The sequence below is a fragment of the Ralstonia flaminis genome, from assembly GCF_958415495.1.
Lineage (GTDB): Bacteria > Pseudomonadota > Gammaproteobacteria > Burkholderiales > Burkholderiaceae > Ralstonia > Ralstonia flaminis.
The window spans coordinates 132,524-159,383 of record NZ_CATZLL010000013.1; the positions used below are offsets into that span (position 1 = coordinate 132,524).

The window sequence follows — 26,860 nt, forward strand, 5'->3', positions numbered from 1 at the left end:
GATTGCCCGTGCGCTCGTTTGCCGTGTCCCCCACGACTGCCGAAAGCGCGTGCGTGCCATGGTTCCGCTTGCGCTGTTGTTACGCCTGTCTTTGCGGGAACTCGGGTGGATCGGCAATGCGCAAATGTTTGCGGTGGTATTTCTGCTGGCACCGGCGTTCGCCAATGCAGGAGCCGACGTCAGCGATCTGACCGAGCTGCCCATCGAGCAGTTGATGCAGGTGCGGGTGGTGACCAGCGTGTCGAAGTACGCTGAAGCGGCCAATGAAGCACCCGCCAACGTGCAGGTCATCACTGCCGATGACATCAAGACCTACGGCTGGCGCACGCTGGCCGACATTCTGGCCAGCCTGCCGGGCCTCTACACCAACTACGACAGGAACTACGCCTCGCTTGGTGCGCGTGGTTTCTTGCGCCCGGGCGACTACGACACGCGCTTCCTGCTGCTGATCGACGGCTACCGCACCAACGATTCCGTCTTTGACGAGGCGGCGGTCGGCACCGATGCGATGCTCGATGTGGACTTGATCGAGCGCATCGAATACGTGCCTGGTGCAGGCTCCGCCGTGTATGGCTCGAATGCGCTGTTTGGTGTGATCAACATCATCACCAAGCGCGGCCGGGATATTGGCGGTGTGCAGGTCAGCGGCGCCACCGCCAGTGCCAACGCACGCAATGGCCGCGTCACCTGGGGCAACCGGGCAGAGAACGGTGCCGAATGGCTGCTGTCGGCCAGTGTGAGCGACGCGCCGGGCCGTGATCTGTACTTCCCACAATTCAACCAGCCCGGCATCAGCGACGGCATTGCGCGCGGCATGGATTTCGACCGCGGCAAGCGCCTGTTCGCCAAGGGTAGCTTTGGTGAGTTCGGCCTGACCTTTGGCTATGCGGACCGCACCAAGGGCACGCCAACCGCGCCGTACGACCAGCTGTTCGATGACCCGCGGTCGCGCACCATTGATACCCGCCAGATGCTCAATGGCACGTGGCAGCACGCGCTGGACGACGCCACCGATGTGTCGGCACGGGTGTACTGGGGCCGCTACGTATCGCAGGGCCACTACGTCTACAACTATCCGCCGGTGACCGAGAACCGCGATTTGTACGACTCCGCCTGGTATGGCGTGGAGTTCAAGCTCGTCACGCGCCGCTTTGAGCAGCACACACTCGCGATCGGTACCGAACTGCAGCGCGACTACCGCGACGCGATGCGCAATTTTGATGTCACGCCCTTCGTCAGCTACCTGGACGACCATCGCAACAACACCCGCGTGGGCCTCTACGTGCAAGACCAGTTCTCCATCAACCAGAACTGGGTGCTCGACACCGGCCTGCGTTACGACCACACCACCTTTTCGCCGGGCATCTTCAGTCCGCGCATGGGCCTGATCTGGCACGCCACCCCCACCACGACCGTCAAGGCGATCTACGGGATGGCCTACCGCGCCCCCAACGACTACGAGTTGAACTACCAGACCGTCGCGCCGGGTGGCCAGCAGGTCAACACGGGCCTGGTCGCCGAGCGCATCCGGACGTATGAAGCCGTGCTGGAGCAGCGGGTGAGTGCTGGTGGCAAGGCCACGCTGTCGGTGTTTCAGAACAATGTCTCCAACCTGATCAGCCAGAGCGAAGACCCCAACACGGGGCTGCTGGTCTTCAGCAACGTGGCGCGTGTACGCACGCGCGGCGCAGAACTCGGCTACGAGCAAAACTGGCCCGGCGGCACCCGCCTGCGTGCGAGCTACAGCTTCCAACATTCAGAAGACGGCATCACCGGCCAGACGCTGAGCGATTCCCCGCGCCACATGCTCAAGCTCAACGCCAGCACACCGCTGTGGCGCAGCGACTGGCGGGCGGGGCTGGAGGCGCAGTACATCAGCAACCGATTGACGACGTCGGGCAGCGTGGGCGGCTACTGGATCGCCAACCTGACCTTGCTGGCGACGCGGCTGGCACCCAATCTGGAGATGTCGGCCAGCCTCTACAACCTGTTCGACCGGCGCTATGCCGACCCGGCCGGGCCTGAGGTGGCGATGCCCGCCATCGCGCAGGACGGCCGCACGTTTCGCCTGAAGTTCACCTACACCTTCCGATGAACGCACTGCGCGCCCACCTCCGTCGTGCTACAAGCCAGCGCCTGCGCCGGCTGTGCACGGTGTTGGCCGTGGTGTTGGCAATGGCGGCTTGGATGCGGACCACCTATGCGCAGATGCAGGCCAGCGAAGTCCAGATCAAGGCGGCCTTCATCTACAACTTTGCACTGTTCACCACCTGGCCGACTGACGCGATGCAGGCAGACGCCCCCATGGTGCTGTGCGTGGACGCCGAGCATCCGCTGCAGGCGGCCTTGGAAAAACTGACAGGAAAACCCGTGCGCGGACACCGGCTGGAAATCCGAAAGATCAACGATGGTGCCGTTGGCGGCTGTCATGTGCTGGTGCTCGATGCGCGTGCATCCGGTGGGGTCCGCGTGGATCCGGCCAGCCCCGTGCTGACAATCAGCGACGGCCGCAAGGGCGCGCTGGCGCCGATGATTGTGCTGGCGTTGCAGGACAACCGGGTCGTATTCGACATCGACGCGGGCGCGGCACGGCAAGCCGGCCTGCAGCTCAGCTCGCAGTTGCTGCGTCTGGCAAGGAGCGTGCAATGAACCTGGCCCTGATGACACAACGGCCCCGCCTGGGGCATACCGTGGTGCGGGCAAACATGGTCGGCGCCGGTGCAGCGCTGACCATCGCCGGCTTTCTGTTGATCGTGTTCCAGTTCATTGCCTTGCATGCGGCGCTGGTGCGCGACGTGCACGTGCAGGCGCGCATCATCGGCGCCAACAGTGTGGCGGCGCTGCTGTTCAACGATCGCCACGCTGCAGAAGAAACGCTCGGCGCGCTGGGCGCATCCCCGCCGTTGCGTGCGGCTGGTGTCTTTACGGCGCTGCGCAAGCCGCTGGCGCTGTACCAGCATGGCGAGGCCGCCCCTGTCCGGGCGCCCGATGCTGCCATGCTGCGCGAGGAAGATGTCTCTACGCTGACCACACTGGAGGTGGTGGAACCCGTGGAGTCCGAGCGCCGGGTGATCGGCTATGTGGTGATCCGCTCCAGCCTGTTCGATCTGTACATGCAATTGCTGGGCTATGCCGTGCTGACGGTGTCGGTGGGCATTGGAGCCATGGGGGTGGCCTATCTGGTGTGCGCGCGCATGCGCCGCGCGGTGCTGCAGGCCGAGGCGCATCTGGACTACCTCGCCCACATCGACTCGGTGACGGAGCTGCCCAACCGGCACGCCTTCAACGAGCGGCTGCAGGTATCGCTCAAGCGCGCGGGGCAGGCGGGGGCCGTTGGCCTGTTGCTGCTGGATCTGGACAACTTCAAGGTGGTCAACGACACGCTGGGCCACAACAATGGCGACCGCCTGCTGCGCCAGGTGGCGCGCCGCCTGAACGAGGTGATTGAACAAGCCAACCTGCGCGCCGTGCTGTGCCGCATTGGGGGAGACGAGTTCGCCATCATTGCCGAACTGTCGGGGCGCGCATCGATTACCCCTTCGGACGCTGCCGAGCTTGCCGATGGTCTGGCCAAGCGCATTCTTGCGGCGCTGGCGGCACCGTTTGCGCTGGACCTGCACCAGATCTACGTAACGGCCAGCGTGGGGGTGAGCCTGTATCCGCATGACGCCCGCGACGTGCAGGCCCTCACGCGCAATGCCGATACGGCGATGTACTACGCCAAGAACCGCGGCAAGAACGCCGCCGCCAGCTTTACCTCCGAGATGGACCAGCAGGCCCGCCGCCGCTTGCGCGTGGAGGCCGACCTGCGCCGTGCACTCGACCGTGAAGAACTGCTGCTAGCGTATCAGCCACAGGTTCGCCTACAGGGCCTCGACACGGACAGCGCAACGGTACCCACCGCGCACGTGCACGGCGTGGAGGCCCTGGTGCGCTGGCGCCACCCGGAGATTGGCGTGATCGGCCCTGGCGAGTTCATCGCCGTGGCGGAAGAAACCGGCCTGATCGTGCCGCTGGGCCAATGGGTGCTGCGCACCGCGTGTCAGCAGGCCGCGCGCTGGATGCGTGAAGACGGTGTCACGCTGCGCGTGTCGGTCAACCTGTCTGCGCGGCAGGCGCGCGATCCGGCGCTCGTGCAGAACGTACTCAGCGTGTTGGCAGAGACGGGCCTGCCGCCGCACATGCTGGAGCTGGAGATTACCGAAAGCGTGCTGATGGAAGACATCGAGGCCAACATCGCGTTGCTCGAAGCGCTGCACGTGGCCGGTATCAGCCTGTCGATTGATGATTTCGGCACGGGGTATTCATCGTTGGCGTATCTGCAGCGCTTCCCGATCCAGAAGCTCAAGATCGACCGCAGTTTTGTGCAGCGCATGCCGGGTGATGGTGAGGCGATAGCTGGCGCGGTCATCGCCATGGCGCACAGCCTGAAGATGGAAGTGGTGGCAGAAGGGGTGGAAGACCCAGAACAACTCGCGCTGCTGCGCAAGGCGGGTTGCGACCTGGGGCAGGGCTACCTGTTCTCGCGCCCCCTCCAGGCCGAAAACTTGAGGGCGTGGCTCAAGCGCCAGGATGGTGTTGAAAACGCTGTCTCGAACACCGCATCGGACGATGGGGCCGCGCCCACCGCCGCGCTGCCCACATCGTTCGTAGGATAGGGCTCAAGCGGCGGCGCGCCGCGCGGCACGCGTGGCGCCGGCTGTGAGCACCACCACGGCCGCCAGGATGATGCCCGTGGCCCCCAGCGTTTGCGGTGCGACCTGCTCATCGGCCAGCCATGCGCCCATGAGCAGGGCGATGGGCGGGTTGACGTAGACATAGCTTGTCGCCATGACGGTGGACACGCGCTCCACCAGTGCCATGTAAGCCGTGAACGCAATGGCGGAACCGAACACCACCAGATAGCCCCACGCCAGCGCGGAATGCAGCCCGATGCTGTGCGGCCACTTTTCACCCACGATCAGGCTGAGCAGCACGAGCGCCACGCCGCCAAAGGCCATCTCCAGCACAAAGGCTGTCGTGCCCTTGGGCATGTCGATGCGCTTGGAGAGTTGCGAGCCGAACGACCACGATGCAATGGCCGTGGTCAGCGCCAGCACGCCGGCGGTGCTGGCCTGGAACTCCGCACCGCGAAACAGCACGGCAATGCCGATGCTGCCCAGCGCAATCGCACCAATCTCATACCCGCGCAGGCGCCCGCCCGCCAGCAGCGTCCACAGCGTGGAGAACAGCGGCATCGACGCGATCATCACCGTGGTGGCCCCCGACGAGATGGTCTGCTCGGCCACCGCCGTCATGCCCATGCCGCCCACCAGCATGAAGGCGCCGATCAGCGCGCAGTTGCGCACCTGGCGCCCGCTTGGACGATCTTCTGGCCGCTTGCGCTGGCGCAGGATGACCAGCGGGGCGAGCAGCAACGCCGCCACCAGAAACCGCGAGCCCATCATCAGGAAGGGCGGCAGATCGGTCAGCGCAAAGCGGATGGCGAGATAGGTCGTGCCCCACACCACGTAGGTGATGAGCAGGCAGAGTGCAATGAACGGAGACATGTCGGGACCTCGGCGAGGAAGTCCCGATGCTACTCAAGGCGGGCTGATGCGCAAAACGAGTTTTGTTATCGCTCGTTGTTAGCGGTGTTAGCAAGCAAGTGAATTGGAGGGGGTGACGCGTGCGGAACGCCGCCTTCCGCGTTCCGAAGCGCATCGTTGGCGTTCAGAACTTCAACAACGGTGTGCAGAACCTGGATGGTCGGGTTCCGAACCCGGAGCCATGAGGTTCGGAACGTCAACTGCGGCGTTCCGAACCCCAACAGCGGGGTTCGGAGGTTCAACCGTGGGGTTCCGAACGGCAGGCCCCGAGTTGAGCAACCCAGGCTGCGGCGTTCAGAACGTCAAGGGCGGAGATCAGCCCCTCAGCTGGTCGATCAGATGACCCGGAAGCCGTGCGTGCCGTCCCGGCCGAGCTGTTCCACCAGGCCAAACTCCCAGTCCAGATAGCCCTGCATGGCCGCGCGCGGCGCGTTGGTGCCTTCGTAGGGGCGGCGATAGCGGTCGATTCGCTCGGAAGCCAGATGGGTTTCGCCCGATTCAACCGGCAGGCCGGCTGCCACCCAGGCTGCCGTACCGCCATCGAGTACCCAGACCTCGGCTTGCGTAAGCTTGGCCAGATCCACGGCGGCAAAGCGGGCGAGCAGACTGGAGCCGCAGGTCAGCACGTAGCGGCGGGCAGGCGGGATGCGCTTGAGCGCACCGGCCAGGTCGGAACGCACGGCAAACCAGGCGCCCGGAATATGCCGCGCCACATAGTTGGCGCTGCGGGTGACGTCGATGACGGCGGTGTAGCCTGTTTGCAGCCAACCGGCCAGGGCGCGCGCATCCACCGTGCGCACGGCTGGCGTGTCGGGGGTGGGGGCGTGCCACGGGCCGGTCGCGCTGCGCTCGCTGGCGTCAACCGGGTCGGTCACGTACACCTCCCAGCCCATCTGCGCGAGCCATGAGGCGGTCATATCCGCACGTACGCCGTCGTCGTCGGTCAGGACAAGTCGGGCACCGCGTACGGCGGCAGTGTGGTCGGTCTCCTGCACGAGTTGTCCGCCGGGTGCGCTGGCAAAGCCGGGCAGGTGGCCGGCGGCATATTCCTCGGGTGTGCGCACGTCCAGCTTGTAGAGCGTGCGGTCGGGGGTTTCCAGCGTGGCAACGTCGGCCAGGGCAATGCGCTGCACGTTGGCGCGTTCGGCCACAGCGCGCGCATCGGCTTGGGCCTGGGCGCGGGTCTGTGCGGATACGGTTTCCGGGTGCCGGCGGTTGATACCGTGGTCCAGCACCTGATCGGCCAACAGCCAACCGATGGTGCCGTTACGCAGCGCCGCCACCGGGTTGGGAATGCCGGCGTTCACGAGCGATTGCGTGCCGATGATGCTGCGCGTGCGCCCCGCGCAATTGACGATGACCTGGGTGGCCGGGTCAGGTGCCAGCTCGCGGATGCGCAGCACAAGCTCGGCGCCCGGTACGCTGGTCGCAGTGGGGATGCTCATGGTCCGGAATTCGTCATAGCGGCGCGCATCGACGATCACCACATCCTGCTTGGCATCGAGCAGTGCCTTGACTTCCTGTGCGCTGAACGAGGGCGTGTGGCGCTGTGCCTCCACGTATTCACCAAAGGATTTGCTGGGTACGTTCACGTCCTGGAAGACCTCGCCGCCTGCCGCGCGCCAGCCATCCAGACCGCCTTCGAGCAGATAGACACGCGTGTAGCCGAGTTCAGTCAGTCTGGCGGCAGCGCGCGGGGCGAGGTCGATACCGTCGTGCACGCCATACAGCACGATTAGCGTATCCCGCCGTGGGATGCGCGACCACGCCTCCAGCTCCAGTCGAGACAGCGGCAGGTTGGCTGCCCACAGCGGGTGCGCCTGCGCATACGGGTCTTCTTCGCGCACGTCTACCAGGGCGATTTCCTTGCGGGCCAGCAAGGCAGCGCGCACGTCTGCGTAGCTGAGCGTGGGGACGTGGGTCTCGGCCAGCGGTGCGGCTACCGGCGAGTCGGTGGCTTCGAGGGAGTCGATGGCGGTACTCATGAGGCAGACGTGTCCTTGGAACGGTCCCAGAGATTGGGCAGGTGGGTATTCGAATAACCGGAGATGAACGGCTTGCGCTCGCCGTCTTCCGTATAGACGGCGCGGTGGATGCCGCCGATGTTGCCGCCGTACACGTGGATGCTGATCGACGTGCGGTCGTCAAACGCGTTGTGTACACGATGGATATCGCCCACGCGCGGTGAGACGCGCTCGACCTGGCCGGGCTCCAGGCGGATGGCGGGACCATCGGGCAGCGGGCGCCCATCGGCTTCGAGCTTGAACGGCTGCGAGTACTCGGCGCCGCGCAGCATGCCGATCAGGCCCCACGTGGTGTGATCGTGGATGGGCGTGCGCTGGCCCGGGCCCCAGACGAAGCTGACGATGGAGAAGCGCTCGCCGGAATCGACATGCAGCAGGTACTGCTGGAAGTGCTCGGGGTGCGGCTGGGCGTACTCGGCGGGCAGCCAGTCGTCGTGCGCGACGAGCGCGCCCAGCAGGGCACCGGCACGCGAGAGGATTTCAGCTTCCGTCGGCTGCTGATCGAGCAGGCGCGACAGCGCGATCACGAAATCACGCAGCGGCAAGATGGATTGCGGGGATTGCGCTTGCGCGGGGGCGGTGGCAAGGGCCGGCGTGCTCATCGGCAGGGTCCTGAGGTGGGGTGTGGGGTCATCTTGCTGGACTCGGGTTCTGGCGTCTAGTTAAACCCCAAGCGCAGTGCGGCCGGCGGCCAGCAGGATCGAATCGTTCTGCGGGGTGTGGATGCGGCTGCAGAGCACGTCGCGGTAGTGGCGCTCAAGCGGGTTGTGGCGCGACAGGCCGTGGTTGCCAGAGACCTGCAACGCCAGTTCCACCGCGCGGATGGCATTGCTGGTGACGGTGTATTTGAGCAACCCGCTATCGGTCGTAGAGAGCGGCGCGCCGGCATCGGCTGCCTCGGCAGCGTGGTCGAGCAGCACGTGGTTGGTCCGCAGCGCGCCAGCAATCTCGCCTGCGGCTTCCTGCATGCGCGGCAGCGTTGCCAGCGGTGCACCGAGGTTGGCGGGCGCACGTGCATTCAGGAACTGCACGAGCCAGTCGCGTGCGGCCTGCGCCACGGCGTCGTACAGGCTGCCGAGCAGGACGGCCATCCAGGCCTGCTGGTCGACATGCGCCCCGTTGTCTGCCCACTCGCCAGCGGGGCGGATGTCGACGGCGAGGTCGAGTGGAATGGCCACGTCTTCCAGTACGACATCGTGGCTGCCCGAGGCGCGCAGCCCGAGATGGTTCCAGGTGTGTTCGATACGGATGCCGGGTGTGTCTGGCAGCGGGCGCGGGACGAGGAAGACGCCGACACGCGGCTGCGCTTCATCGGTACGCGCCCAGACCGCCAGCCAGCGCAGCGCCGGACTGCCGGTGCTGTAGAGCTTGCGGCCGTGGATGCGCCAGTGGTCGCCAACGCGCGTGGCGACGGTGCCGGGCAGGCCGCCACGTGCGGGTGTGCCCAGGTCCGGCTCCACACGCAATGCATTGATGAGGGCGCCTTCATTCAGCGCAGTGGAGAACACCTGCTGGCGGAGATGCGCAGGCCAACGTGTATCGGCGCGGCCCAGCGCACGATGTTGCAGATACGTCATCGTCAGCACCAGCGCGGTCGCTGCATCGCCATACGCAACCGCCGCGATGATGCGGCGTGCCGTGGCCAGGTCTGCGCCACCGCCGCCGTGTGCTTGCGGAATGACTTGCGCGATCAACCCGGAGGCATGCAGCAGGGCAAAGTTGTCGTGCGCGAACGTGCCGTGCGCATCGTGCTCCGCAGCCGTGGCGGCCAACTGGGGCGTGATGGCGGCCAGCACCTCGGCAAGCCGTTCGGGGGCCGTGGGCAGGCGATGCAGTGGGATGGACGACATGGCGAATCGGCGCACGGAGCAAGTGATGTTGCCGCACAGCGTAGCCGCGTTGCCGCGCGCGGCGAACGATCCATGCCGAATATGCAGCGTTGAATTTATTCGTTAGTGCAACGCTGGTGGTGACGTAACTTCATTCGCATTCGTGGCGAGCCGCAGCGCAAAAAATGCAACAAGCGCAGCCTCGCCAGTCTTCTAACGATATGCGGAGCGAGCCACCATGAGCGTCGATTTCATCGGCATGATCCAGAGCCAGAAGCAGTCGGAAATCCATCCGCCTGACCCCAATGGGCCGGTGATCGACCGCGACTACGTACGTGCGTTTGCGCAGGCGCACGAGCAGGCCGGGTTCGATCGCATTCTGGTGCCACATCACTCGACCGGCCCATCGGCAACGTTGACGATCTCGTACGCAGCCGCGCTGACCGAGCGCATCCACTTCATGCTGGCACATCGGCCGGGCTTCACCAACCCGACGCTGGCCGCACGCCAGATTGCCACGCTGGACCAGTTCACCGGCGGACGCCTGGGGGTGCACTTCATCTCGGGTGGCTCCGACAGCGAGCAGCGCCGCGATGGCGACTATCTCGATCACGACCAACGCTACGCCCGCACCGACGAATACCTCGGCATCCTGCGCCGCATCTGGACCGAGGCCAAACCGTTCGACCACGAGGGCGCGTTCTACCGTTTCGAGCAGGGTTTCTCGGAGGTGAAGCCCGCGCAGAAGCCGCATGTGCCGATCTACTTTGGTGGCGCGTCGGACGTGGCGGTGGAGGTGGCAGGCAAGCACGCCGATGTGTACGCGCTGTGGGGCGAATCGCTCGACCAGGTGCGTGAACTGACCACGCGTGTGCGTGCGGAGGCCGCCAAGCACGGCCGCAGCATCCGCTTCTCGGTATCGTTCCGGCCGATTCTGGCGGACACAGAAGAGGCCGCCTGGGCCCGCGCCGAGCGCATTCTCGAACGCACCCGCGCGTTGCGCCTGCAGCAGGGCTACAGCCGTGGCGGCCCGCAACAGAGCGAAGGCGCGCGCCGCCTGCTGGCTGCGGCCGAGCAGGGCGAGCGCGTGGACAAACGTTTGTGGACGGCCATCGCCAAGGAAACCGGAGCGCGCTCCAATTCCACCGCACTGGTCGGCACGCCGGAGCAGGTGGCCGATGCGCTGCTCGACTACTACGACCTGGGCGTCACGACCTTCCTGATCCGCGGCTTCGATCCGCTGGAAGATGTGGCCGACTACGGTCGCACGCTCATCCCGCGTGTGCGCGAGCTGGTGGCCCAGCGCGACGCACAGCGCAAGGCGGCGTGAGGGGGCGGGCATGAGTGCAGTCCTTTCCATCGAGCGCCCGGCGTCCACCTCGCTTCGGCTCAACCCACAGCCAGAGCAGAAGTTCTGGTTCGATCCGCCAGCGGCGCGCACGTCGGTTGAGGCAGAACGACGCCATCGGCAAGAGCGCCTGGCAGCAGCCTTTCGCATCTTTGCGCGGCATGGCTTTGATCTTGGGCTGGCCGGGCATATCACCGCACGCGATCCGGAACTGCCCGACCACTTCTGGGTGAACCCGCTGGGCGTGCATTTCTCGCGCATCAAGGTGTCGGACTTGCTGCTCGTCAACGCGCGTGGCGAGACGGTCATCGGTAACCGGCCGCTCAACAAGGCGGCGTTTGCCATTCATGCGGCGATTCACGAGGCGCACCCGCACATCGTGGCGGCAGCCCATACGCACTCGACGTATGGCAAAGCGTGGTCGACGCTGGGCCGGCCGCTCGATCCGCTCACGCAGGATGCCTGCTCGTTCTACGAAGACCACGCGCTGTTTGACGATTTCACCGGCATGGTGGTCGACGCCGGCGAGGGCGAACGCATTGCGCGCGCACTGACCAAACCGGGCGGCGACACACACAAGGGCGTGATCCTGAAGAACCACGGCATCCTCACCGCTGGCCCCACCGTGGAAGCCGCCGCGTGGTGGTACATCGCGCTGGACAACGCCGCGCATACGCAACTGCTGGCCGAAGCCGCCGGCACGCCGCAGCCGATCGACGCCGCCACTGCGCGCTACACGCACAGCCAGGTCGGCGGGCCCGAAGGCTCGTTGCACGCGTTCGAGAGCCTCTATTCGGGCCTCGTGGCCGCTGAGCCGGACGTACTGGACTGAAGCCGAGCAGAACGTAGAACACATCCAACGCATCACCATACGGGGAGCATTCAATGAGCCAAGACAATGCGGGGATCTCGCGCCGCAAGGTACTGCATGCGGCCGCCGCCACAGCGCTGGCCGCACCGGCCCTGATCCTTGGGCGCAAGGCCTATTCGCAGCAGCGCAAGCTGACGTTTGCGTGGAACCAGAACTCGTTCTGCCTGACGCCCATCGTCGTGGCACAGGAACGCGGCTTTTTCGAGAAGAACGGTCTGCAGGTCGATCTGATCAACTACAGCGGATCGACTGACCAACTGCTCGAATCCATTGCCACCGGCAAGGCAGACGCAGCGGTGGGGATGATTCACCGCTGGCTCAAGCCGCTGGAGGCCGGCTTTGACGTGAAGATCATCGGCAGCTCGCACGGCGGCTGCGTGCGGCTGGTTGGCTCCAAGGCGGCGGGCGTGACCAACCTGGCTGCGCTCAAGGGCAAGACGGTGGGCGTGAGTGATCTGGCCGCGCCGGGCAAGCACTTCTTCACCATCCTGCTGGCCAAGCACGGCATCGACCCGGACCGCGATATCACCTGGCGCCAGTACCCGGCTGACCTGCTGGGCGTGGCTGTGGACAAGGGCGAGATCCAGGCGATTGCCGACGGCGATCCGAACCTGTACCTGCTGGAGAAACGCACCAACGGCGCCTATGTGGAACTGGCGACCAACCTCACCGGCGAGTACGCACGCAAGGTCTGCTGTGTGATCGGCGCACGGGGCGAGCTGGTGCGCAATGACCGCCAGACGGCCTCCGGCCTGGCGCGCGCCATCGTGCAGGCGACGGACTTCGTCAACGAGAACCCGAACGAGGCCGCCAAGGTGTTTGCCAAGTACTCGCCCAAGGTGGCAGTGGACGATCTGCGCAAGCTCTACGCCACGCTCACCTACACGCATCACCCGACTGGCATTGACCTGCGCGACGAGATCGCCTTCTACGCAGAAGACTTCCGCCGCATCGGCGTCATCAAGAAGACCACCGACCCGCAGCGCCTGGCGCAGCATGTCTACGTCAACGTGCTCGCCTGACGGGCCCGACTTGAGGAGAGCATCAACATGAGCACCATCCCGCAGACACTTGACGTGCCGGGCGCGCTGGCCAACCCGTTTGCCTATACCGCGGCCAACGTTCGCGTATGGCGAACCGGCCTGGCGGCGGCCATCACATGGGCCACGTTGGGCCTGCTTACCTGGCGCTGGCCCAACCATGTGGTTGGCTTCAGCGATTGGGCATTCACGGCCGAATTGGGCATCACCGCATTGCTGGTAGGCGTCGTGCTGTTCGTGCTGGCGTCGGTTGGCGCATACGTTGCTCCGCTGCGCCGGCTGCAAGAGACGTTGCAGCCGTTCGGCCCATGGCTGATCGCCGTGCCGGTCGTGCTGGGCGCATGGGAAGCACTGACGGCCAAATCGGGCTTTCTGCCCACACCATTCTTTGCGCCGCCTCAGGCGTTGATCGAGGTCTACACCGAAGACTGGGCCCGCCTGGGCGGCAGCGTCGTCAACACGCTCAAACTGCTGGGGCTGGGCTACTTCTTTGGCGCGCTGACCGGCTTCCTGGTGGGCGTGTCGATCGGCTGGTCGCGTGCCGTGGGGTACTGGGTGCATCCGGTGCTGCGTATTCTGGGGCCGTTGCCGGCCACGGCGTTGCTGCCGATCACGTTCTACTTCTTCCCGTCGAGTTATTCGGCGGCGGCCTTTCTGATTGCGCTGGCATCGGGTTTTCCGGTGGCGGTGCTCACGTGGTCCGGTGTGGCCGGCGTGAACAAGAGCTACTACGACGTGGCGCGCACGCTGGGTGCCTCCAACGCCTTCCTGGTGCTGCGCGTGGCGATTCCGGCGGCATTGCCGCAGGTATTCGTCGGCCTGTTCATGGGGCTGGGCGCGTCGTTTACGGTGCTGGTGACGGCCGAGATGATGGGCGTGAAATCCGGCCTCGGCTGGTACCTGACTTGGGCGCAGGGTTGGGCTTCGTACGTGAACATGTATGCAGCCCTGATCGTGATGGCGCTGCTGTTCTCCAGCATCATCACGCTGCTGTTCAAGGTGCGCGACCGCGCGCTGGTCTGGCAGAAGGGGACGCTGAAATGGTAGCCGTACTTGAACGCGACGCGGCTGCATCCGTTGCGGTGGCAGCACCCACAGCCACCGGCGCACGCATTGACGTGCAGGGCGTGAGCCACTGGTTTGGCAGCCGCGCCAATCCGCTGCAGGTGCTCGATAGCGTTGACCTGACCGTGCAGCCCGGCGAGTTCGTCGCGCTGCTGGGCCCCAGCGGCTGCGGTAAATCCACCTTGCTGCGCCTGATTGCCGGGCTGGAAGCGCCCACGCGCGGCCGCATCCTGCAGGACGATGCACCCATCACCGAGCCTGATCCGTCGCGCGTGGTGGTGTTTCAAGACCCGACGCTGTATCCATGGCGCCGTGTGTGGGACAACGTCGCCCTCGGCTTACAGGCGCGCGGTGTGCTCAAGACGGAGCGCGACCGCGTGGACGATGCGCTGGAACGTGTCGGCCTCAGGGGCTTTCATCGCGCGTTTCCGCATGAGTTGTCGGGCGGCATGGCCCAGCGTGTGGCACTGGCGCGCGCACTGGTCAACGATCCGCAGTTGCTGGTGCTGGATGAGCCGCTGGGCAAGCTAGATTCACTCACGCGGCTGGCCATGCAGAGCGAGCTGGTGGCGTTATGGCAGCGTGCACGTTTCTCTACGGTGCTGGTCACGCACGATGTGGAAGAGGCGCTGTTCCTGGCCCAGCGCGTCATCATCTTCAGCCCGCGCCCGGCACGCATTGCAGCGGAGTTGACGGTCGACTTGCCCTATCCACGCCATCGTGGCGATCCACGCCTGAACGCCCTGCGGCACGAGGCGCTTGGCCACCTTGGCCTGGGCCAGACCTGGTAGGGCACGCAGGACATTCCACGATGAAGGTGCAGTCATGAGCGGGCCCCCGCCGACGGCCTGGCTCAATACATTGCTCGGCCTCCTGCAATGGGCGCAGCAGAGTTTGCTGACGCTCTGGCACACACTGGGGCTGACAGGCGAGATGCACGGTCAACCTGCGTGGCCCTGGGGAACACGCATTGCCGGTGAAACGCTGCTGATCGATCTCGGGCAGGCGCGGCAACTGGGCATCACGCTCATCGCGGTGGCGTTGGCAATGCTGGCGGTGCTTGTGGCGATGCTGGTGCGTCGCTGGCGTGCAGTAGCGCTGGGTGTGGCGGCGGGCTTTCTGGTGGTGGCGCCGTGGCCGTCGGCGGTGGTGCTGTCCTCCGCCGTGCCCACCAGCTTTCATGCCAGCCCGACTGCGTTCTCCCTGGGCTCCATTGCCAACGGTGCCCGTGTCTACAACGCGGCCTGCGCAAGCTGCCACGGCGCGGATGGCCGTGGCGAGGGCCCGCTGGCGGCCACGCTCACGCGCTGGCCGCCCACCGTTGTCGGCCCACTGCTTGGCCGCCATGCGGATGGCGAACTGTTCTGGCACATCGCCCACGGCATGCGGGACGCGCAAGGCGTGGCCACCATGCCCGCCTTCGCCAACCGGCTGAGCGACAACGACATCTGGGCGGTGCTTGATTACATGAAAGTGCTGGCCGCCAGCGGTGGCGTGCGCGCAGGCGGTTGGCCGTTGCCGCTGGCGTTGCCCGCTTTGTCCGTACGTTGCGCAGATGCCGCCCCCGAGCCGCTGAATGCCTGGCGCGATAGGCAGCGCGTGCGCGTCGTCGCCATCGATGCCGCATCGGCAGGGCAGGTGCCTTTTGAAGATCCGCGCTTCCAGACCTTGCTTATCACGCCGGATGGCACGCTGCCGTCTCCTGCATTGCCCATGCGAGCGCGCTGTGTGGTGTCGGGCCGCGATGCCTGGCCCATCTTTGCTGCGCTTGCCGGCACCACGCCACAAACCTTCTCGGGCACGCAACTGCTGGCGGATCGCAATGGCTGGCTGCGTGCGCGCGGCGAGCCGGGCACCACTTGGTCCGACGCCGATTTTCTTTGCACCTCCGCCCCACGCACAGCTGAACCGCCGCGCGCTGCGGGGCTCGACACACTCATCGCCCGCATGGACGCCGAGCCGGTGCGTTATGTGAAGGGCGGCTTCATCCATTGACTAACATGCCGATCTCTCGACGACGTTTTGCACAATCTGCGCTGATGCTGGCTGCCGCGCCGGCCTTGTCCCTTGCACAGGTACGCCCCGTACTCAAGGCCGGCGACCAGAAGGGCGGGCTGCGCGCACTGCTGGAGGCGGCAGACGCACTCAAAGGCGTTCCCTATGACATTCAGTGGACGGAGTTTCCCGCTGCGGCGCCACTGGCCGAAGCGCTCAACGCGGGCGCGGTGGATCTGGGGCCGATTGGCGATGCGCCAGCCATCTTCGCGCTGGCAGCAGGCACACGCATCAAGCTGATTGGCGCCAACCGATCCGACCCCTATGGCACGGCGGTGCTGGTACGTCCGGATTCACCGTTGAAGGCGGCGGCAGACCTCAAGGGCAAATCCATCGGTACCAACCGGGGCTCGATCGGGCATCTGGTGGCGCTCAAGGCGCTGGAATCTGCTGGGCTTGGGGCCCAGGATGCCAACTTCCGTTTTCTGCCACCGGCCGATGCCAAGCTGGCCCTGGTTAACGGTTCCATTGATGCGTGGTCTACCTGGGAGCCCTATACGGCGATGGCGGAAACCGCTGGACACGCGCGCGTGCTGGTAAGCGGGCGCGGGCTGTGGTCAGGCCTGAGCTATCTGGCGGCCACGGATGTCGCGTTGGCCGCAAAGCGCGAGGTATTGCGGGACTTCCTGCAGCGCGCGGTGCGTGCCCAGGTGTGGTCGTACCAGCATGTCGACAGCTTTTCTGCCACGCTGGCGCGCATCATCGGCATTGCACCGGAGGCGGCAAGGCTGCAGTTCGCGCGGCGCCAGACGGTGTGGCGCCCGATTGATGCACCACTCATTGCCGAGCAGCAACGTACGGCGGATTTCTATCTGAAGGCGGGTCTGCTGCGGCAGAAGTTGGATGTGGCATCGACCTTCGATGCCCACTTTCCGCTGACGGCCTGAGTGCTTAGGGCGCGGTAATCATCCGCGCAAAGCGCTTCAGTGCGGCAGTGGTGCCTTTGCGGTCGCCCGTGGTGACAAGATCGAGTAGCAGGCCGCGCATCGTCGCCACCTGAATGCGGGCGCGGGCGCGGGCTTCTGCAGGGGGCAGGCCAAGCTGCGCTTCGAACAGCGCGGTAACGGGGGCAAGCCAGCTGTCCACCACGTCGCCGAGAAAGGCATGAAAGCGCTCGGGCTCGCGAATGGCGCGTGCGTAAAGCTCAAACAGCAGCCGGATGATAGGCAGGTAGGCGTCCGATGCGTAGCGGTCCCATGCAGCTTCAATGGCGATCACGGGGTTGTCGGCGTCATTCTGAATGCGCACGCGGGCAAGCTGCTCGCGGTGGCGGATCTCGCGCAGCACGATCTCCCAGAATTCATCGGCGGAGCCAAAGTGGTAGATCAGCATGCGGTGGCTGGTGCCGATGGCCTCGGCCACGCGCCGCAACGACATGTCGCCGATACCGTTGTCGAGTACATAGCGCACCGCCGCATCCAGTGATTTGACGGCGGATTCGCTGGGCGTGAACGGTGTTTCGGTGCGCTTCTTGCGCGGTGCTGCGGTGGTGGCCATGGGATACAGCTCAATACTTGGACTGCCCGCCAGTCTACGCGATCAACTGGCGCTGCCACACCGGCGGCTTGCGCATGCAAAGGATGGCCACCACAGACACCACGGCTGCAGCCAGCAGGTAATAGAGCGGCGCCCGGACAATGCCTTGCGACAGCGCATAGGTGGACACCACGGGAGACGCTGCGCCAAACAGCATCACGCCGATGTTGTAGCCCAGGCCAATGCCCAGCGCGCGCTGCCCCGGGGGAAAACGCTCGGCAAAGAATGGAAAGCTGCCGCCCAGGAACAGGCCGAACCCAAACGCGCACGCCCCCTGGAAGGCAAAAAGCGCCCCGGGCGTGGGGCTGACGAGCAGATGTTCATACAGCGGTGTGCCGATCCCCAGCGCCAGCACGATGCCGAACAACATGATGCCGCTGCGGCCACGCCGGTCAGACCAGGGCCCGCCGATGAGCGAACCTGCAATGATAGCGAGCGCCGCCAGCGTTGACCCGATGGCCCCGGTGGTCTGCCCGATCTTGAGCGCCTGCGTGGCAAATGCCGGCATGAAGACGATGGCCAGGTAGACCACCGCCGAGCCGAAGCCCGTCAATGCCGACACCATGACGATCTGCGCTGCCAGCACACGGGCGGGCAGCGTGCGAGCTTCCGTGCCGCCGGTGTGCATGGCGCCCGCGTGCAGGCTTTCGTTCATATGCCGGCGCAGGTAGGCCCCCACCGGAATCACGCACAATCCCACCACAAAGCCGATGAGCCAGCCCCAGTCCAGCGTGCGCTCCACACCCAGTGTGCCGAACACCAGCAGGGCCACCCCAGACCCCGCTGCCAGCGCCAGGTAGGTGGAGGCGCTGAACACGGCGCCATACCAGCCGCGCTGGTGCGGCGGGCAGGACTCGATTACCAGCGCGCCGGCGGCCCCGCTTTCGCCCGAAGCGGCAAAGCCGGACAACAACCTGCCGATGACCACCATGGCGGTCCCCAGAAACCCGGCGGTCTTGTAGGGTGGTGCGATGGCAATCAGCAACGTGCCCGCGCCCATCAGCAGGACGGTGGCCACCATGGCGGCTTTGCGACCGCGCCGGTCAGCGTAGCGACCGATGCACCAGGCGCCGAACGGACGCACGACAAAGCCGGCGGCGAACGCGGTGACGGCGGCCAACGTAGAAAGCACCTCGTTGCCTGCTGGAAAGAAGTTGCGTGCAATGGCCAGCGCAAAGTAGCCGTACAGGGTGAAGTCGAGCCATTCGAAGAAGTTGCCGACGGCTGCGCCGACCAGGTTGTGGCGAAGGGTTGTCATGTCGCGTGCCTCCGGGGGTTAAAAGCGGTAACGCACGCCCACCGCCGCCTGAAACTGATTGGTGCCAGGCGTGACGCTGCTGGTGGTGCCGAGCGACTGCGCCAGCGTATTGGCGCCATACGCCGAGGCCGCCGCCGACGTACCAAACGCCACCACCGGATAACTCGTGCCCGCGCCGCCCTGGTTATGGACAAACGCGCCAAGCAGGTACACATCCACGTTCTTAGACAGGTAATAGTCGAGCTGCGCGCCCACCAGATACGGGTGGATGTTGGTGTCTTCCACGCGCAGCTTGTAGAAGCCGACGCGAACATCCGCATTGCTGGTCAGCCAGTAGGCCGCGCCGGCCCAGTACAGGTGCGTGGTGTAGGCGCGTCGCGCGGTGCCGGAAGAGGGGCGATCGCTATCATGCGAGTAGCCGGCGTACAGATTGAGCTTATCGATTGTGTAGTTGGCGCCGAGCATCCAGGTCTCGCGCTTCCAGTCGTTCAGGTAGGCGGGGCTGGCGATGGGCGGGCGTGGTGTACCGGCCGCCACGGCGTTGATCATCGAGCCTGAGGCATCCCACGGGTTGTCTTCGCGGTTGTAACCGGCCACCAGCGTGAGCGAAGGCGTGCCATACATCAGGTGTGCACCGAAGTCGCTCTTCTGCACGTTGCTCCCTGGGGAACCAAACGCGTAAAGCATGCTGCCCGAGATCGGCCCCCACGATGCCGGCGTGGTGTACCGGATCGTCTTGTCAAGCCGGTAGCCGTTGCCGGGCGCCAGCACGCTCAACTGCCCCAGTGCTACCACCGATGCCGTGCCGGTGCCTTCGCGCAGCGGGTCGGCCATATAGGCGGCCTCCAGAATGGGGGCGTAGGTCCGGCCCAGCGTGACCCGGCCATATGGCCCTTCCAGCCCGACCCACGATTCGCGCGACCAGGCCTGTTGCTGCGTGGCGCCGTTAGCCGGAGAAAACCCTTGCTCCAGGTTGAAGGTCGCGCCCCAACCTTGGCCAAGGTCTTCCCTCCCACGCATGCCGAAGCGGCTGGTTGTGAGAATGCCCGCCGACATGCCCGACAGGCTGTCGCCCGCTGCATTGACATGCGTGGTGTAGGACAGAGCATTTTCAACCGTGCCGTACAGCGTGACGTTGGACTGGGCGTACGCCGAGCCCATCACGGAAAGGCCGATCACGCTGGCCGTGCGGATGCCGCCTGCAATTCCCATAGCTGTCTTCCTCCTGATTCTGTTCTCAGATTCTTCTTCGATGCGTACCAATTGGTACGTCATTGGCGTGAGCAGTCAATGAATGACTCTGCGAGATGGGCATCATCCTCTCAAAACTTTGAATTTTTATCTGCGATATTCCCTAGTTGCCGCGATGAACTCTCGTGTGTACCATGCGGTACGTTTAATTTGCGAGACAACACAGGATCGCCATGAAAGCAGTCTTCACCCCGGAGCAGAATCAGGAATTCCAGCGGCGCGCCGATGCGGTGTGCGCGGCAATGCGCGCGGCGGGTCTGCGGCAACTGGTGCTGACCGACACCGACAACTTGTTCTACCTGACGGGTGCTACCTTTGATGCGTTGGAGCGGCCGTTTTTCTTGATCGTCGGTGCAGACGGTGGGCGGCAACTGGTGGTGCCAGCGCTTGAGCTCGACCATCTGGGCAAGGCGTGGGGCGCACAAGACAGTGTCTCGACCTATCGCGAGTACCCGGCACCTGCCGGAGAGACCTGGCATGACGCGTTGCTTGGCAAAGGGCTGTTGCAACCGGGTTTCGCGTTCGAACCCAGCTTGCCGATGTCGATGGCGCGGATGTTGCTGGATGCCGGTGGCGAGCCGCACGAGCTGATGGAAGGCATCCGCATCATCAAATCCGCCTGGGAGATTGCCGCCATCGAGCGCGCTGCGCACTATGCGGACTGGGGCGTCCGGCAGATCCTGCGCAATGCCTCGGAAGGCGCACTGGTGGCCGAAACGTTTACGCCGGGGCAGGCGCTTTCCCGCAAGATCATTCGCGAGACCCCAGATTGGGACCCGGTCGCCACGCGCATCATCTGTGGGGCATGGCCGGCACCGCTGAGCGCGGAACCACACGCCATTCCGCGCCTGGATATGACGCTGAACGAAGGCCCGCATGTCGCGATGGTGCTGACCCGCGTCAACGGCTACGCAGCGGAGAGCGAGCGTACCTTCTTCACCACACGCCCCGACCCGCGTGAGCGCGAACTGTTTCACCTGCTGGAAGCAGCGCGCGAGCGGGCGTTCTCACTCGTGCGGCCAGGCATGCACTGCGCGGAGCTGGACTGGCAGGTCAACCGCTTCCTGGCCGGTTGCGGCTATGCGGGCGACAGCGTGCGGCTGCACCGCTGCGGGCACGGCTTCGGCCTGGGCAATCACGAGCCGCCCTGGATTGCCGAAGGCAGTGAACACGTGCTGCAGGAAAACATGGTGATCTCCATCGAGCCCGGCATCTACCTGGCGGGCGAGGGCGGGTATCGACACTCCGACACCGTGCTCGTCACCGCCAATGGCTACCGCTGTTTGACCAAGGCACCGATACGGCTGAGTGAACTTGTGCTCGGGCGCCCCAGGTTGCGCCACCGCTTGCAGCGCAGCCTGGTGCGCAACGCACTGAACCTGTGAGCGGCCATGCAGATCGTGCTGCTGCAGATTGCTTACCTGTGTATCGCGCTGGCCTTCAACGCGTTGAGCGCCAGTCTGGCGCTGGCGGGTCGCAAGCCACTGGCACCCACCAACCTCGTTGCCGCCACCGGCGTGTTCGCGCTGTATGCGCTGGCGCTGTGGTCGGGCCATGCCGGGTTCGATACGGCGTACCGCGCGGCGATGCTGTGCTTCGTGCTGGTGCTCGGCGCCGGTGGCGTGCTCGCCCACCTGCGTCGCGGGCCAACGCAAGCTTATCGATCAGTGGTTGCCTGGATGGCCGCCATTCTCACCAATGGGATGGGTGTGGTGTTGAACGTAGCGGGCGCGCTGCTGGGTGCCCGCGCTGTCCTCTGACACGATCAGCGGCCACTGGTGAGCGACTGACGCAGCGTGTCTTTCAACACCTGGAACGCCGGGTTGTCGTTGTCCTTGCGATGGGCCAGCCATAGCTCGACCGGTTTCGCGGGGGTGGTGCGCACAGGGCGATAAACCACGCCTTCAAAATGCAGCATCGATGCCGCAGCGGGAATCAGCGCCACGCCAATCCCTGCGCGCACCAGCGCCAGCATCGAGTGGATCTGGCTGACGTATTCGACGATGTCGGGCAATACCTCGGCACGTTCGAGCAGGCCACTCACCAACTGGTGGAAGTAGCGCGCCTCGTAAGGTGAATACATCAGCAGCGGCTTGCCTTCGCAGTCGCGCAGGCTGGGGCGCAGCGGCCAGGTATCGGCAACGGCCTCGGGCAATGCCAGCACCAATGCTTCCTGCGAGCACGGTACCGCCATCAACTCACCGTGCTCCACAGGCGGGCGCAACAGGCCGACATCAATCTCACGTGCATCGAGCGCCGCAAGCTGCGCACCGCTCACCATCTCCTTCAGCGTCAATCGCACCCCCGGTGATACCGCTCGCACGGCGCTCACCAGCGCGGGCAATTGCCCATAACCGACCGTCGCCGTAAAGCCGATCGCCAGTGAACCGGCGGCACCCGTGGCGACGCGTCGTGCCGTGGCTGCTGCCTCATCAGCCAACCGAAGAATGCGCGAGGCATCAGGCAAAAAGCTGCGCCCGGCAGCAGTCAATCTGACGGACCGGCTGTTGCGCTCAAGCAGTTCGGTGCCGACTTGGTGCTCCAGCAGACGCACCTGGCGCGACAACGGCGGCTGCGTCATATGCAGGCGCTCAGCAGCGCGCCCGAAGTGCAGTTCTTCTGCCACGGCGACAAAACAACGGAGTTGGCTCAGCTCAAACATCGATTCAAAACAGGTATGGATTGGTGTTCTTGCTTATCTTGAATTGGAATGATGCGGAGTGCAAGAATCGGCCCGCATGACAGGCCCCTGGGCCATGGCAGCCGGCAGGCATCGAAACCTGCTCGCATCGCGCAATAACGTGTCTGGGTGCCAGGCGGCGGTCACTTCATGTGCAATTGCAGCATCTGATCCGCCCGCTAGGGGAACACCCTGTATCAATACAAAATATGTATCAATCTAGTCATTAGTTGTTTTGGACTTGAATCGTTCCCGATGCAAAAATTCGCTCACCAACAACACCTGACCACTGCCCTGGTGGTCTTCAGGCAGAGCGAGACATGTCCCGATATACCCCCAAAGAATTTGCCCAGCAGATCGGTTCCGGCCTGCTGTCTTTCCCCATCACGCACTTCAAGGCGTCCGATCTTTCGTTTGACGAAGAGGCATACCGCAAGAACCTGGCTTGGCTGTTCAGCCACGATGCAGCCGGCCTGTTTGCCGCAGGTGGTACGGGTGAGTTCTTCTCGCTGACTGCCGCAGAAACCGACCGCGTTGTACGCGCCGCTGTGGCCGAGACGGGCGGCAAGATTCCGGTGATCGCCCCGGCGGGCCGCGGCACCGCTGAATCGACCGAGTACTGCAAGGCCGCAGAAGCCGCTGGCGCAGATGGCATCCTGCTGCTGCCCCCGTACCTGACCGAAGCCTCCGCCGATGGCGTGGCCGCTCACGTTGAGCAAGTCTGCAAATCGACCAAGCTGGGCGTGATCATCTACAACCGCGCCAACCAGATTCTCGACGCTGACCACCTAGAACGCCTGGCTGATCGCTGCCCGAACCTCGTCGGCTTCAAGGACGGCGTGGGCGATCTGGAACTGATGACGCGCATCTACGCCCGCCTGGGCGATCGTTTTACATACATCGGTGGCCTGCCCACCGCCGAAACCTTCGCGCTGCCGTACCTGACGATGGGCGTGACGACGTACTCATCGGCCATCTTCAACTTCGTGCCGAAGTTCGCCTTGGAGTTCTACGCTGCCGTGCGGGCGTACGACAACGCCAAGGTCTACAAGATGCTCAATGAGTTCGTGCTGCCGTACATCCAGCTGCGCAACCGCAAGCGCGGCTATGCAGTGTCGATCGTCAAGGCCGGCATGAAGGTGATTGGCCGCAGCGCGGGCCCCGTGCGCGCGCCGCTGACGGACCTGACCGACGCAGAACTGGCCGAGCTGTCAGCACTGGTGTCGCGCGTGGCCGAAGTCGAAAAGCTGGCTGCTTGAGCGCAACCTGAACAAGGAACCCAACATGACTCTGAGCGGCGAACTGCTGCTGGGTGCTGCCCGCGTTGCGGGCGGTGCCGGCACGGTTCGCGCCATGAACCCCGCCACCGGGGAATGGCTCGAACCCGAATTCACCCTGGCCTCCAAGGCCGATGCCGCACGTGCCGCTGAACTGGCCGCTGCGGCTTTTGACGTTTACCGCGAGACCGCGCCGGAAGCGCGTGCCGCATTCCTCGAAGCCATCGCCAGCCAGATCGAGGCCCTGGGCGATGCGCTGATCGAACGCGCGATGGCGGAATCCGCGCTGCCGCGTGCCCGTCTGGAAGGCGAGCGTGGCCGCACGTGCGGCCAACTCCGCCTGTTTGCGAACGTGGTGCGTGCCGGCGATGCCGTGGGCGCGCGCCTCGATTCGGCACTGCCTGAGCGTAAGCCGCTGCCGCGCTCCGACCTGCGCCTGCGCCGCATCGCGCTGGGCCCGGTCGCCGTGTTTGGCGCGAGCAACTTTCCGCTGGCGTTCTCGGTGGCGGGCGGTGATACCGCATCCGCGCTGGCTGCCGGTTGCCCGGTCGTCGTGAAGGCGCATCCGGCACATCCGGGTACGTCCGAACTAGTGGGCCGCGCCATCCAGGCGGCGGTTGCCCAGTGCGGCCTGCCGGAAGGCGTGTTCTCGCTCATCCTGGCGGACAACGATGTGGCAGGTGCCCTGGTGGCCGATCCGCGCATCCAGGCGGTGGGCTTTACCGGTTCGCGTGCTGGCGGCCAGGCACTGCTGCGCATTGCGCAGGCGCGTCCGCAGCCGATTCCCGTGTATGGCGAACTGAGCGCCATCAACCCCGTTTTCCTGCTGCCGGATGCGCTGGCCAAGCGTGCTGCTGCGCTGGGGCAGCAGTACGTGGCATCGCTCACGATGGGCGCCGGCCAGTTCTGCACGAACCCAGGCTTGCTGCTCGCAATCGATGGCCCGGATCTCGAAACGTTTGAGGCCGCCGCCGCCGTTGCCATGGGGCAGGCACCGGCCCAGCCAATGCTGACCGCCGGCATTCATGCGGCCTACGCCCGTGGTGTCGACAAGCTGGCTGGTGAGGCCAACGTGCGTTGTGTTGCACGCGGGCAGGGCAGTGATCAGCCCAACCGTGGGCAGGCCGGCTTCTACACCACGGATGCCCAGAGCTTCCAGGCACAACCGACGCTGCACGACGAGATCTTCGGCGCCACCGGACTCGTCGTTCGCTGCCGCGACGCAGAGGAGTTGCGCGCGCTGGCTGAATCGCTCGAAGGTCAACTGACGGCCACGTTGCACCTGGATGCAGGCGATACGGCGATCGCCCGTTCGCTGCTACCGATCCTGGAACGCAAGGCCGGCCGCATCCTGGCCAACGGCTGGCCAACCGGCGTTGAGGTGTGCCAGGCCATGGTGCACGGCGGCCCGTGGCCTGCCACGACGGATTCGCGCACGACTTCGGTCGGCACGGCGGCCATCGAGCGCTTCCTGCGCCCGGTGTGCTACCAGGATCTGCCGGCTGACCTGCTGCCGCAGGCGCTGCAAGACGCGAACCCGCTCAAGCTGCGCCGTCTGGTTGATGGGCAGTGGCAGTAACCAAGTAGTCAACAAGCGAATAAAAAGCCGGGCCGTACAGGACCCGGCAGCTTGAAACCCGGCGCATCTGGCGCCGGAGTACGGAGGAGACAATGGATATCAAAGCCCCAGCCGTGGGAGCGCAAAGCGTGCCGCGCACCGAGCGCATGACCCGTGTGCGCTTCATGATTCTCACGATGCTGTTTGTCGTGACGACTATCAACTACGCCGATCGCGCGACCATCTCCATTGCTGGCTCAGCCATGCAGAAGGAGCTTGGCATTGATGCCGTGTCGCTTGGCTACATCTTCTCGGCGTTTGGCTGGGCCTATGTGATTGCGCAGATTCCGGGCGGTTGGCTGCTCGACCGCTTTGGCTCCAAGCGCGTGTACACGTTCAGCATTCTGCTGTGGTCGCTGTTCACGCTGGCGCAGGGTGCGGTCGGCTTCTTTACCGGTGCGGCCGCCATTACCTTGGTGTTCTGCCTGCGCTTTCTGGTGGGGGCTGCAGAGGCGCCGTCCTTTCCGGCCAACAGCCGAATCGTCGCAGCGTGGTTCCCGGCCAATGAGCGCGGCACCGCATCCGCCATCTTCAACTCGGCGCAGTACGCAGCCACGGTGGTGTTTGCCCCGTTGATGGCATGGCTGGTGCACGAATTCGGCTGGCATCACGTCTTTATCGTGATGGGCGTGATCGGCATTGCCATGGCGGTCGTGTGGAAGACCTTCGTGCACGATCCGAAAGATCACCCTGGCATCAACCGCGCCGAGATCGAGTACATCGAAGCCGGCGGCGGTCTGGTCAACATGGACCGCGCCGGCGTGGCCAAGACCGAAGGGCCGAACCTCGGCTACGTCAAGCAACTGCTCGGCAATCGCATGCTGATGGGCGTGTATATCGCGCAGTACTGCATCAATGCGCTCACGTACTTCTTCATCACGTGGTTTCCGGTGTACCTGGTGCAGGCCCGTGGCATGTCGATCCTGAAGGCCGGCTTCGTGGCGTCGATTCCGGCGGTGTGCGGCTTCCTTGGCGGCATTCTGGGCGGGGTCATTTCCGATGCGCTGTTGCGCAAGGGGGCATCGCTGTCGGTGGCGCGCAAGGTGCCGATCGTGCTGGGCATGCTGCTCTCCATGAGCATGGTGATCTGCAACTACGTGGATGCACAGGCCATCGTGGTGGCGGTGATGGCGCTGTCGTTCTTCGGCAAGGGGCTGGGCGCGCTGGGCTGGGCAGTCAACTCCGACACGGCACCCAAGCAGATCGCGGGCCTGTCGGGCGCGCTGATGAACACGTTCGGCAATCTGTCGAGCATCACTACGCCCATCGCCATCGGCTACATCGTCAATACCACGGGCTCGTTCAACGGGGCATTGGTGTACGTGGGTATCCATGCTGCGGTGGCCATCATCTGCTACCTGGTCATGGTGGGCGAGATCAAACGCGTGGAACTCAAGCCGCTGTAAGCCAACAGGAGACA

Annotated in this window: 23 protein-coding genes; 15 read left to right on the top strand and 8 right to left on the bottom strand. The window is 65.0% G+C overall.

The annotated features are described in order from the left end of the window. Positions 1-124 precede the first annotated feature (124 nt). The 3 genes from R2N11_RS19340 to R2N11_RS19350 are packed head-to-tail and all read left to right on the top strand — an operon-like array spanning position 125 to position 4,658. A complete protein-coding gene (locus R2N11_RS19340; protein ID WP_316682086.1) occupies positions 125-2,095 on the top strand; it encodes a TonB-dependent receptor plug domain-containing protein in 1,971 nt (656 codons plus the stop codon). Further along, positions 2,092-2,649, top strand: a complete 558-nt coding sequence (locus tag R2N11_RS19345) for a YfiR family protein (RefSeq protein WP_199032166.1) — start codon at positions 2,092-2,094, stop codon at positions 2,647-2,649. Before R2N11_RS19340 ends, R2N11_RS19345 begins: the two co-directional genes overlap by 4 nt. Then, positions 2,646-4,658 (top strand): putative bifunctional diguanylate cyclase/phosphodiesterase, encoded by a 2,013-nt coding sequence (locus R2N11_RS19350; protein ID WP_316682037.1) that lies wholly within the window; start codon positions 2,646-2,648, stop codon positions 4,656-4,658. The genes R2N11_RS19345 and R2N11_RS19350 overlap by 4 nt, the downstream gene beginning before the upstream one ends. A 3-nt stretch (positions 4,659-4,661) precedes the next feature. Here R2N11_RS19350 and R2N11_RS19355 read toward each other — a convergent pair whose 3' ends face one another. The 4 genes from R2N11_RS19355 to R2N11_RS19370 all read right to left on the bottom strand — a co-directional run bounded on the left by R2N11_RS19355 (position 4,662) and on the right by R2N11_RS19370 (position 9,462). Beyond that, positions 4,662-5,549 (bottom strand): EamA family transporter, encoded by an 888-nt coding sequence (locus R2N11_RS19355; RefSeq protein WP_316682038.1) that lies wholly within the window; start codon positions 5,547-5,549, stop codon positions 4,662-4,664. 374 nt (positions 5,550-5,923) lie between these two features. Further along, positions 5,924-7,573 (bottom strand): rhodanese-related sulfurtransferase, encoded by a 1,650-nt coding sequence (locus tag R2N11_RS19360; protein ID WP_316682039.1) that lies wholly within the window; start codon positions 7,571-7,573, stop codon positions 5,924-5,926. Then, entirely contained in the window at positions 7,570-8,214 is a 645-nt protein-coding gene (locus R2N11_RS19365) for a cysteine dioxygenase family protein (RefSeq protein ID WP_316682040.1), read from the bottom strand. Before R2N11_RS19365 ends, R2N11_RS19360 begins: the two co-directional genes overlap by 4 nt. Before the next feature lie 60 nt (positions 8,215-8,274). Beyond that, positions 8,275-9,462 carry an acyl-CoA dehydrogenase family protein gene (locus tag R2N11_RS19370; RefSeq protein WP_316682041.1) on the bottom strand — a complete coding sequence of 396 codons (1,188 nt, stop codon included), beginning with the start codon at positions 9,460-9,462 and terminating at the stop codon, positions 8,275-8,277. A 217-nt stretch (positions 9,463-9,679) separates the two neighbouring features. On the opposite strand from R2N11_RS19370, the gene R2N11_RS19375 reads away from it, so the two are divergent. Genes R2N11_RS19375 through R2N11_RS19405 form a run of 7 tightly spaced genes read left to right on the top strand, consistent with a single transcriptional unit; the run spans position 9,680 to position 16,707 of the window. Further along, positions 9,680-10,771 carry an LLM class flavin-dependent oxidoreductase gene (locus tag R2N11_RS19375; RefSeq protein ID WP_316682042.1) on the top strand — a complete coding sequence of 364 codons (1,092 nt, stop codon included), beginning with the start codon at positions 9,680-9,682 and terminating at the stop codon, positions 10,769-10,771. Between the two features lie 10 nt (positions 10,772-10,781). Continuing rightward, the gene (locus R2N11_RS19380; protein WP_316682043.1) at positions 10,782-11,621 is read left to right on the top strand and encodes a class II aldolase/adducin family protein; all 840 of its coding nucleotides are present in this window, start codon (positions 10,782-10,784) and stop codon (positions 11,619-11,621) included. Positions 11,622-11,674: 53 nt separating this feature from the next. Further along, positions 11,675-12,682 carry an ABC transporter substrate-binding protein gene (locus R2N11_RS19385; protein WP_199032174.1) on the top strand — a complete coding sequence of 336 codons (1,008 nt, stop codon included), beginning with the start codon at positions 11,675-11,677 and terminating at the stop codon, positions 12,680-12,682. 27 nt (positions 12,683-12,709) lie between these two features. Further along, a complete protein-coding gene (locus R2N11_RS19390; RefSeq protein ID WP_316682044.1) occupies positions 12,710-13,747 on the top strand; it encodes an ABC transporter permease in 1,038 nt (345 codons plus the stop codon). After that, positions 13,741-14,556, top strand: coding sequence for an ABC transporter ATP-binding protein (locus R2N11_RS19395; protein ID WP_199032176.1), 816 nt, complete (start codon positions 13,741-13,743; stop codon positions 14,554-14,556). Before R2N11_RS19390 ends, R2N11_RS19395 begins: the two co-directional genes overlap by 7 nt. Positions 14,557-14,590: 34 nt before the next feature. Continuing rightward, entirely contained in the window at positions 14,591-15,760 is a 1,170-nt protein-coding gene (locus tag R2N11_RS19400) for a c-type cytochrome (protein ID WP_316682045.1), read from the top strand. 5 nt (positions 15,761-15,765) lie between these two features. Continuing rightward, positions 15,766-16,707: an ABC transporter substrate-binding protein gene (locus R2N11_RS19405; protein WP_316682046.1), complete on the top strand. Its 942-nt coding sequence runs from the start codon at positions 15,766-15,768 to the stop codon at positions 16,705-16,707. 4 nt (positions 16,708-16,711) lie between these two features. Here R2N11_RS19405 and R2N11_RS19410 read toward each other — a convergent pair whose 3' ends face one another. From R2N11_RS19410 to R2N11_RS19420, 3 genes are read right to left on the bottom strand one after another with little or no spacing between them, the layout of a single operon-like run. Further along, the gene (locus R2N11_RS19410; protein WP_316682047.1) at positions 16,712-17,317 is read right to left on the bottom strand and encodes a TetR/AcrR family transcriptional regulator; all 606 of its coding nucleotides are present in this window, start codon (positions 17,315-17,317) and stop codon (positions 16,712-16,714) included. Between the two features lie 34 nt (positions 17,318-17,351). After that, on the bottom strand, positions 17,352-18,614 hold the full coding sequence (locus R2N11_RS19415) for an MFS transporter (RefSeq protein WP_316682048.1): 1,263 nt from the start codon (positions 18,612-18,614) through the stop codon (positions 17,352-17,354). Positions 18,615-18,632: 18 nt separating this feature from the next. Next, on the bottom strand, positions 18,633-19,826 hold the full coding sequence (locus R2N11_RS19420; protein ID WP_316682049.1) for a porin: 1,194 nt from the start codon (positions 19,824-19,826) through the stop codon (positions 18,633-18,635). A gap of 212 nt (positions 19,827-20,038) precedes the next feature. Here R2N11_RS19420 and R2N11_RS19425 point away from each other — a divergent pair, with 212 nt between their 5' ends. Both R2N11_RS19425 and R2N11_RS19430 read left to right on the top strand, forming a co-directional pair. Beyond that, entirely contained in the window at positions 20,039-21,250 is a 1,212-nt protein-coding gene (locus tag R2N11_RS19425; RefSeq protein WP_316682050.1) for a M24 family metallopeptidase, read from the top strand. Positions 21,251-21,256: 6 nt separating this feature from the next. Continuing rightward, a complete protein-coding gene (locus R2N11_RS19430; RefSeq protein ID WP_316682051.1) occupies positions 21,257-21,625 on the top strand; it encodes a hypothetical protein in 369 nt (122 codons plus the stop codon). Between the two features lie 5 nt (positions 21,626-21,630). Here the strand turns inward: R2N11_RS19430 and R2N11_RS19435 are convergent, their stop codons facing one another. After that, a complete protein-coding gene (locus tag R2N11_RS19435; protein WP_316682052.1) occupies positions 21,631-22,527 on the bottom strand; it encodes a LysR family transcriptional regulator in 897 nt (298 codons plus the stop codon). 338 nt (positions 22,528-22,865) lie between these two features. Between R2N11_RS19435 and kdgD the strand changes: the two genes are divergently transcribed. From kdgD to R2N11_RS19450, 3 genes are all read left to right on the top strand, one after another. Then, positions 22,866-23,804 carry a 5-dehydro-4-deoxyglucarate dehydratase gene (gene kdgD / locus R2N11_RS19440; protein WP_316682053.1) on the top strand — a complete coding sequence of 313 codons (939 nt, stop codon included), beginning with the start codon at positions 22,866-22,868 and terminating at the stop codon, positions 23,802-23,804. 25 nt (positions 23,805-23,829) lie between these two features. Next, positions 23,830-25,401, top strand: a complete 1,572-nt coding sequence (locus R2N11_RS19445) for an aldehyde dehydrogenase (NADP(+)) (protein ID WP_316682054.1) — start codon at positions 23,830-23,832, stop codon at positions 25,399-25,401. A 92-nt stretch (positions 25,402-25,493) separates the two neighbouring features. Next, positions 25,494-26,846 carry an MFS transporter gene (locus R2N11_RS19450; protein WP_269848302.1) on the top strand — a complete coding sequence of 451 codons (1,353 nt, stop codon included), beginning with the start codon at positions 25,494-25,496 and terminating at the stop codon, positions 26,844-26,846. Positions 26,847-26,860: the final 14 nt, after the last annotated feature.

Bases quoted from the DNA above. Each gene is read 5' to 3' on its own strand.
- R2N11_RS19340 (WP_316682086.1), top strand. From the start codon at position 125: ATGTTTGCGGTGGTATTTCTGCTGGCACCGGCGTTCGCCAATGCAGGA.
- R2N11_RS19345 (WP_199032166.1), top strand. From the start codon at position 2,092: ATGAACGCACTGCGCGCCCACCTCCGTCGTGCTACAAGCCAGCGCCTG.
- R2N11_RS19350 (WP_316682037.1), top strand. From the start codon at position 2,646: ATGAACCTGGCCCTGATGACACAACGGCCCCGCCTGGGGCATACCGTG.
- R2N11_RS19355 (WP_316682038.1), bottom strand. From the start codon at position 5,549: ATGTCTCCGTTCATTGCACTCTGCCTGCTCATCACCTACGTGGTGTGG.
- R2N11_RS19360 (WP_316682039.1), bottom strand. From the start codon at position 7,573: ATGAGTACCGCCATCGACTCCCTCGAAGCCACCGACTCGCCGGTAGCC.
- R2N11_RS19365 (WP_316682040.1), bottom strand. From the start codon at position 8,214: ATGAGCACGCCGGCCCTTGCCACCGCCCCCGCGCAAGCGCAATCCCCG.
- R2N11_RS19370 (WP_316682041.1), bottom strand. From the start codon at position 9,462: ATGTCGTCCATCCCACTGCATCGCCTGCCCACGGCCCCCGAACGGCTT.
- R2N11_RS19375 (WP_316682042.1), top strand. From the start codon at position 9,680: ATGAGCGTCGATTTCATCGGCATGATCCAGAGCCAGAAGCAGTCGGAA.
- R2N11_RS19380 (WP_316682043.1), top strand. From the start codon at position 10,782: ATGAGTGCAGTCCTTTCCATCGAGCGCCCGGCGTCCACCTCGCTTCGG.
- R2N11_RS19385 (WP_199032174.1), top strand. From the start codon at position 11,675: ATGAGCCAAGACAATGCGGGGATCTCGCGCCGCAAGGTACTGCATGCG.
- R2N11_RS19390 (WP_316682044.1), top strand. From the start codon at position 12,710: ATGAGCACCATCCCGCAGACACTTGACGTGCCGGGCGCGCTGGCCAAC.
- R2N11_RS19395 (WP_199032176.1), top strand. From the start codon at position 13,741: ATGGTAGCCGTACTTGAACGCGACGCGGCTGCATCCGTTGCGGTGGCA.
- R2N11_RS19400 (WP_316682045.1), top strand. From the start codon at position 14,591: ATGAGCGGGCCCCCGCCGACGGCCTGGCTCAATACATTGCTCGGCCTC.
- R2N11_RS19405 (WP_316682046.1), top strand. From the start codon at position 15,766: ATGCCGATCTCTCGACGACGTTTTGCACAATCTGCGCTGATGCTGGCT.
- R2N11_RS19410 (WP_316682047.1), bottom strand. From the start codon at position 17,317: ATGGCCACCACCGCAGCACCGCGCAAGAAGCGCACCGAAACACCGTTC.
- R2N11_RS19415 (WP_316682048.1), bottom strand. From the start codon at position 18,614: ATGACAACCCTTCGCCACAACCTGGTCGGCGCAGCCGTCGGCAACTTC.
- R2N11_RS19420 (WP_316682049.1), bottom strand. From the start codon at position 19,826: ATGGGAATTGCAGGCGGCATCCGCACGGCCAGCGTGATCGGCCTTTCC.
- R2N11_RS19425 (WP_316682050.1), top strand. From the start codon at position 20,039: ATGAAAGCAGTCTTCACCCCGGAGCAGAATCAGGAATTCCAGCGGCGC.
- R2N11_RS19430 (WP_316682051.1), top strand. From the start codon at position 21,257: ATGCAGATCGTGCTGCTGCAGATTGCTTACCTGTGTATCGCGCTGGCC.
- R2N11_RS19435 (WP_316682052.1), bottom strand. From the start codon at position 22,527: ATGTTTGAGCTGAGCCAACTCCGTTGTTTTGTCGCCGTGGCAGAAGAA.
- kdgD (WP_316682053.1), top strand. From the start codon at position 22,866: ATGTCCCGATATACCCCCAAAGAATTTGCCCAGCAGATCGGTTCCGGC.
- R2N11_RS19445 (WP_316682054.1), top strand. From the start codon at position 23,830: ATGACTCTGAGCGGCGAACTGCTGCTGGGTGCTGCCCGCGTTGCGGGC.
- R2N11_RS19450 (WP_269848302.1), top strand. From the start codon at position 25,494: ATGGATATCAAAGCCCCAGCCGTGGGAGCGCAAAGCGTGCCGCGCACC.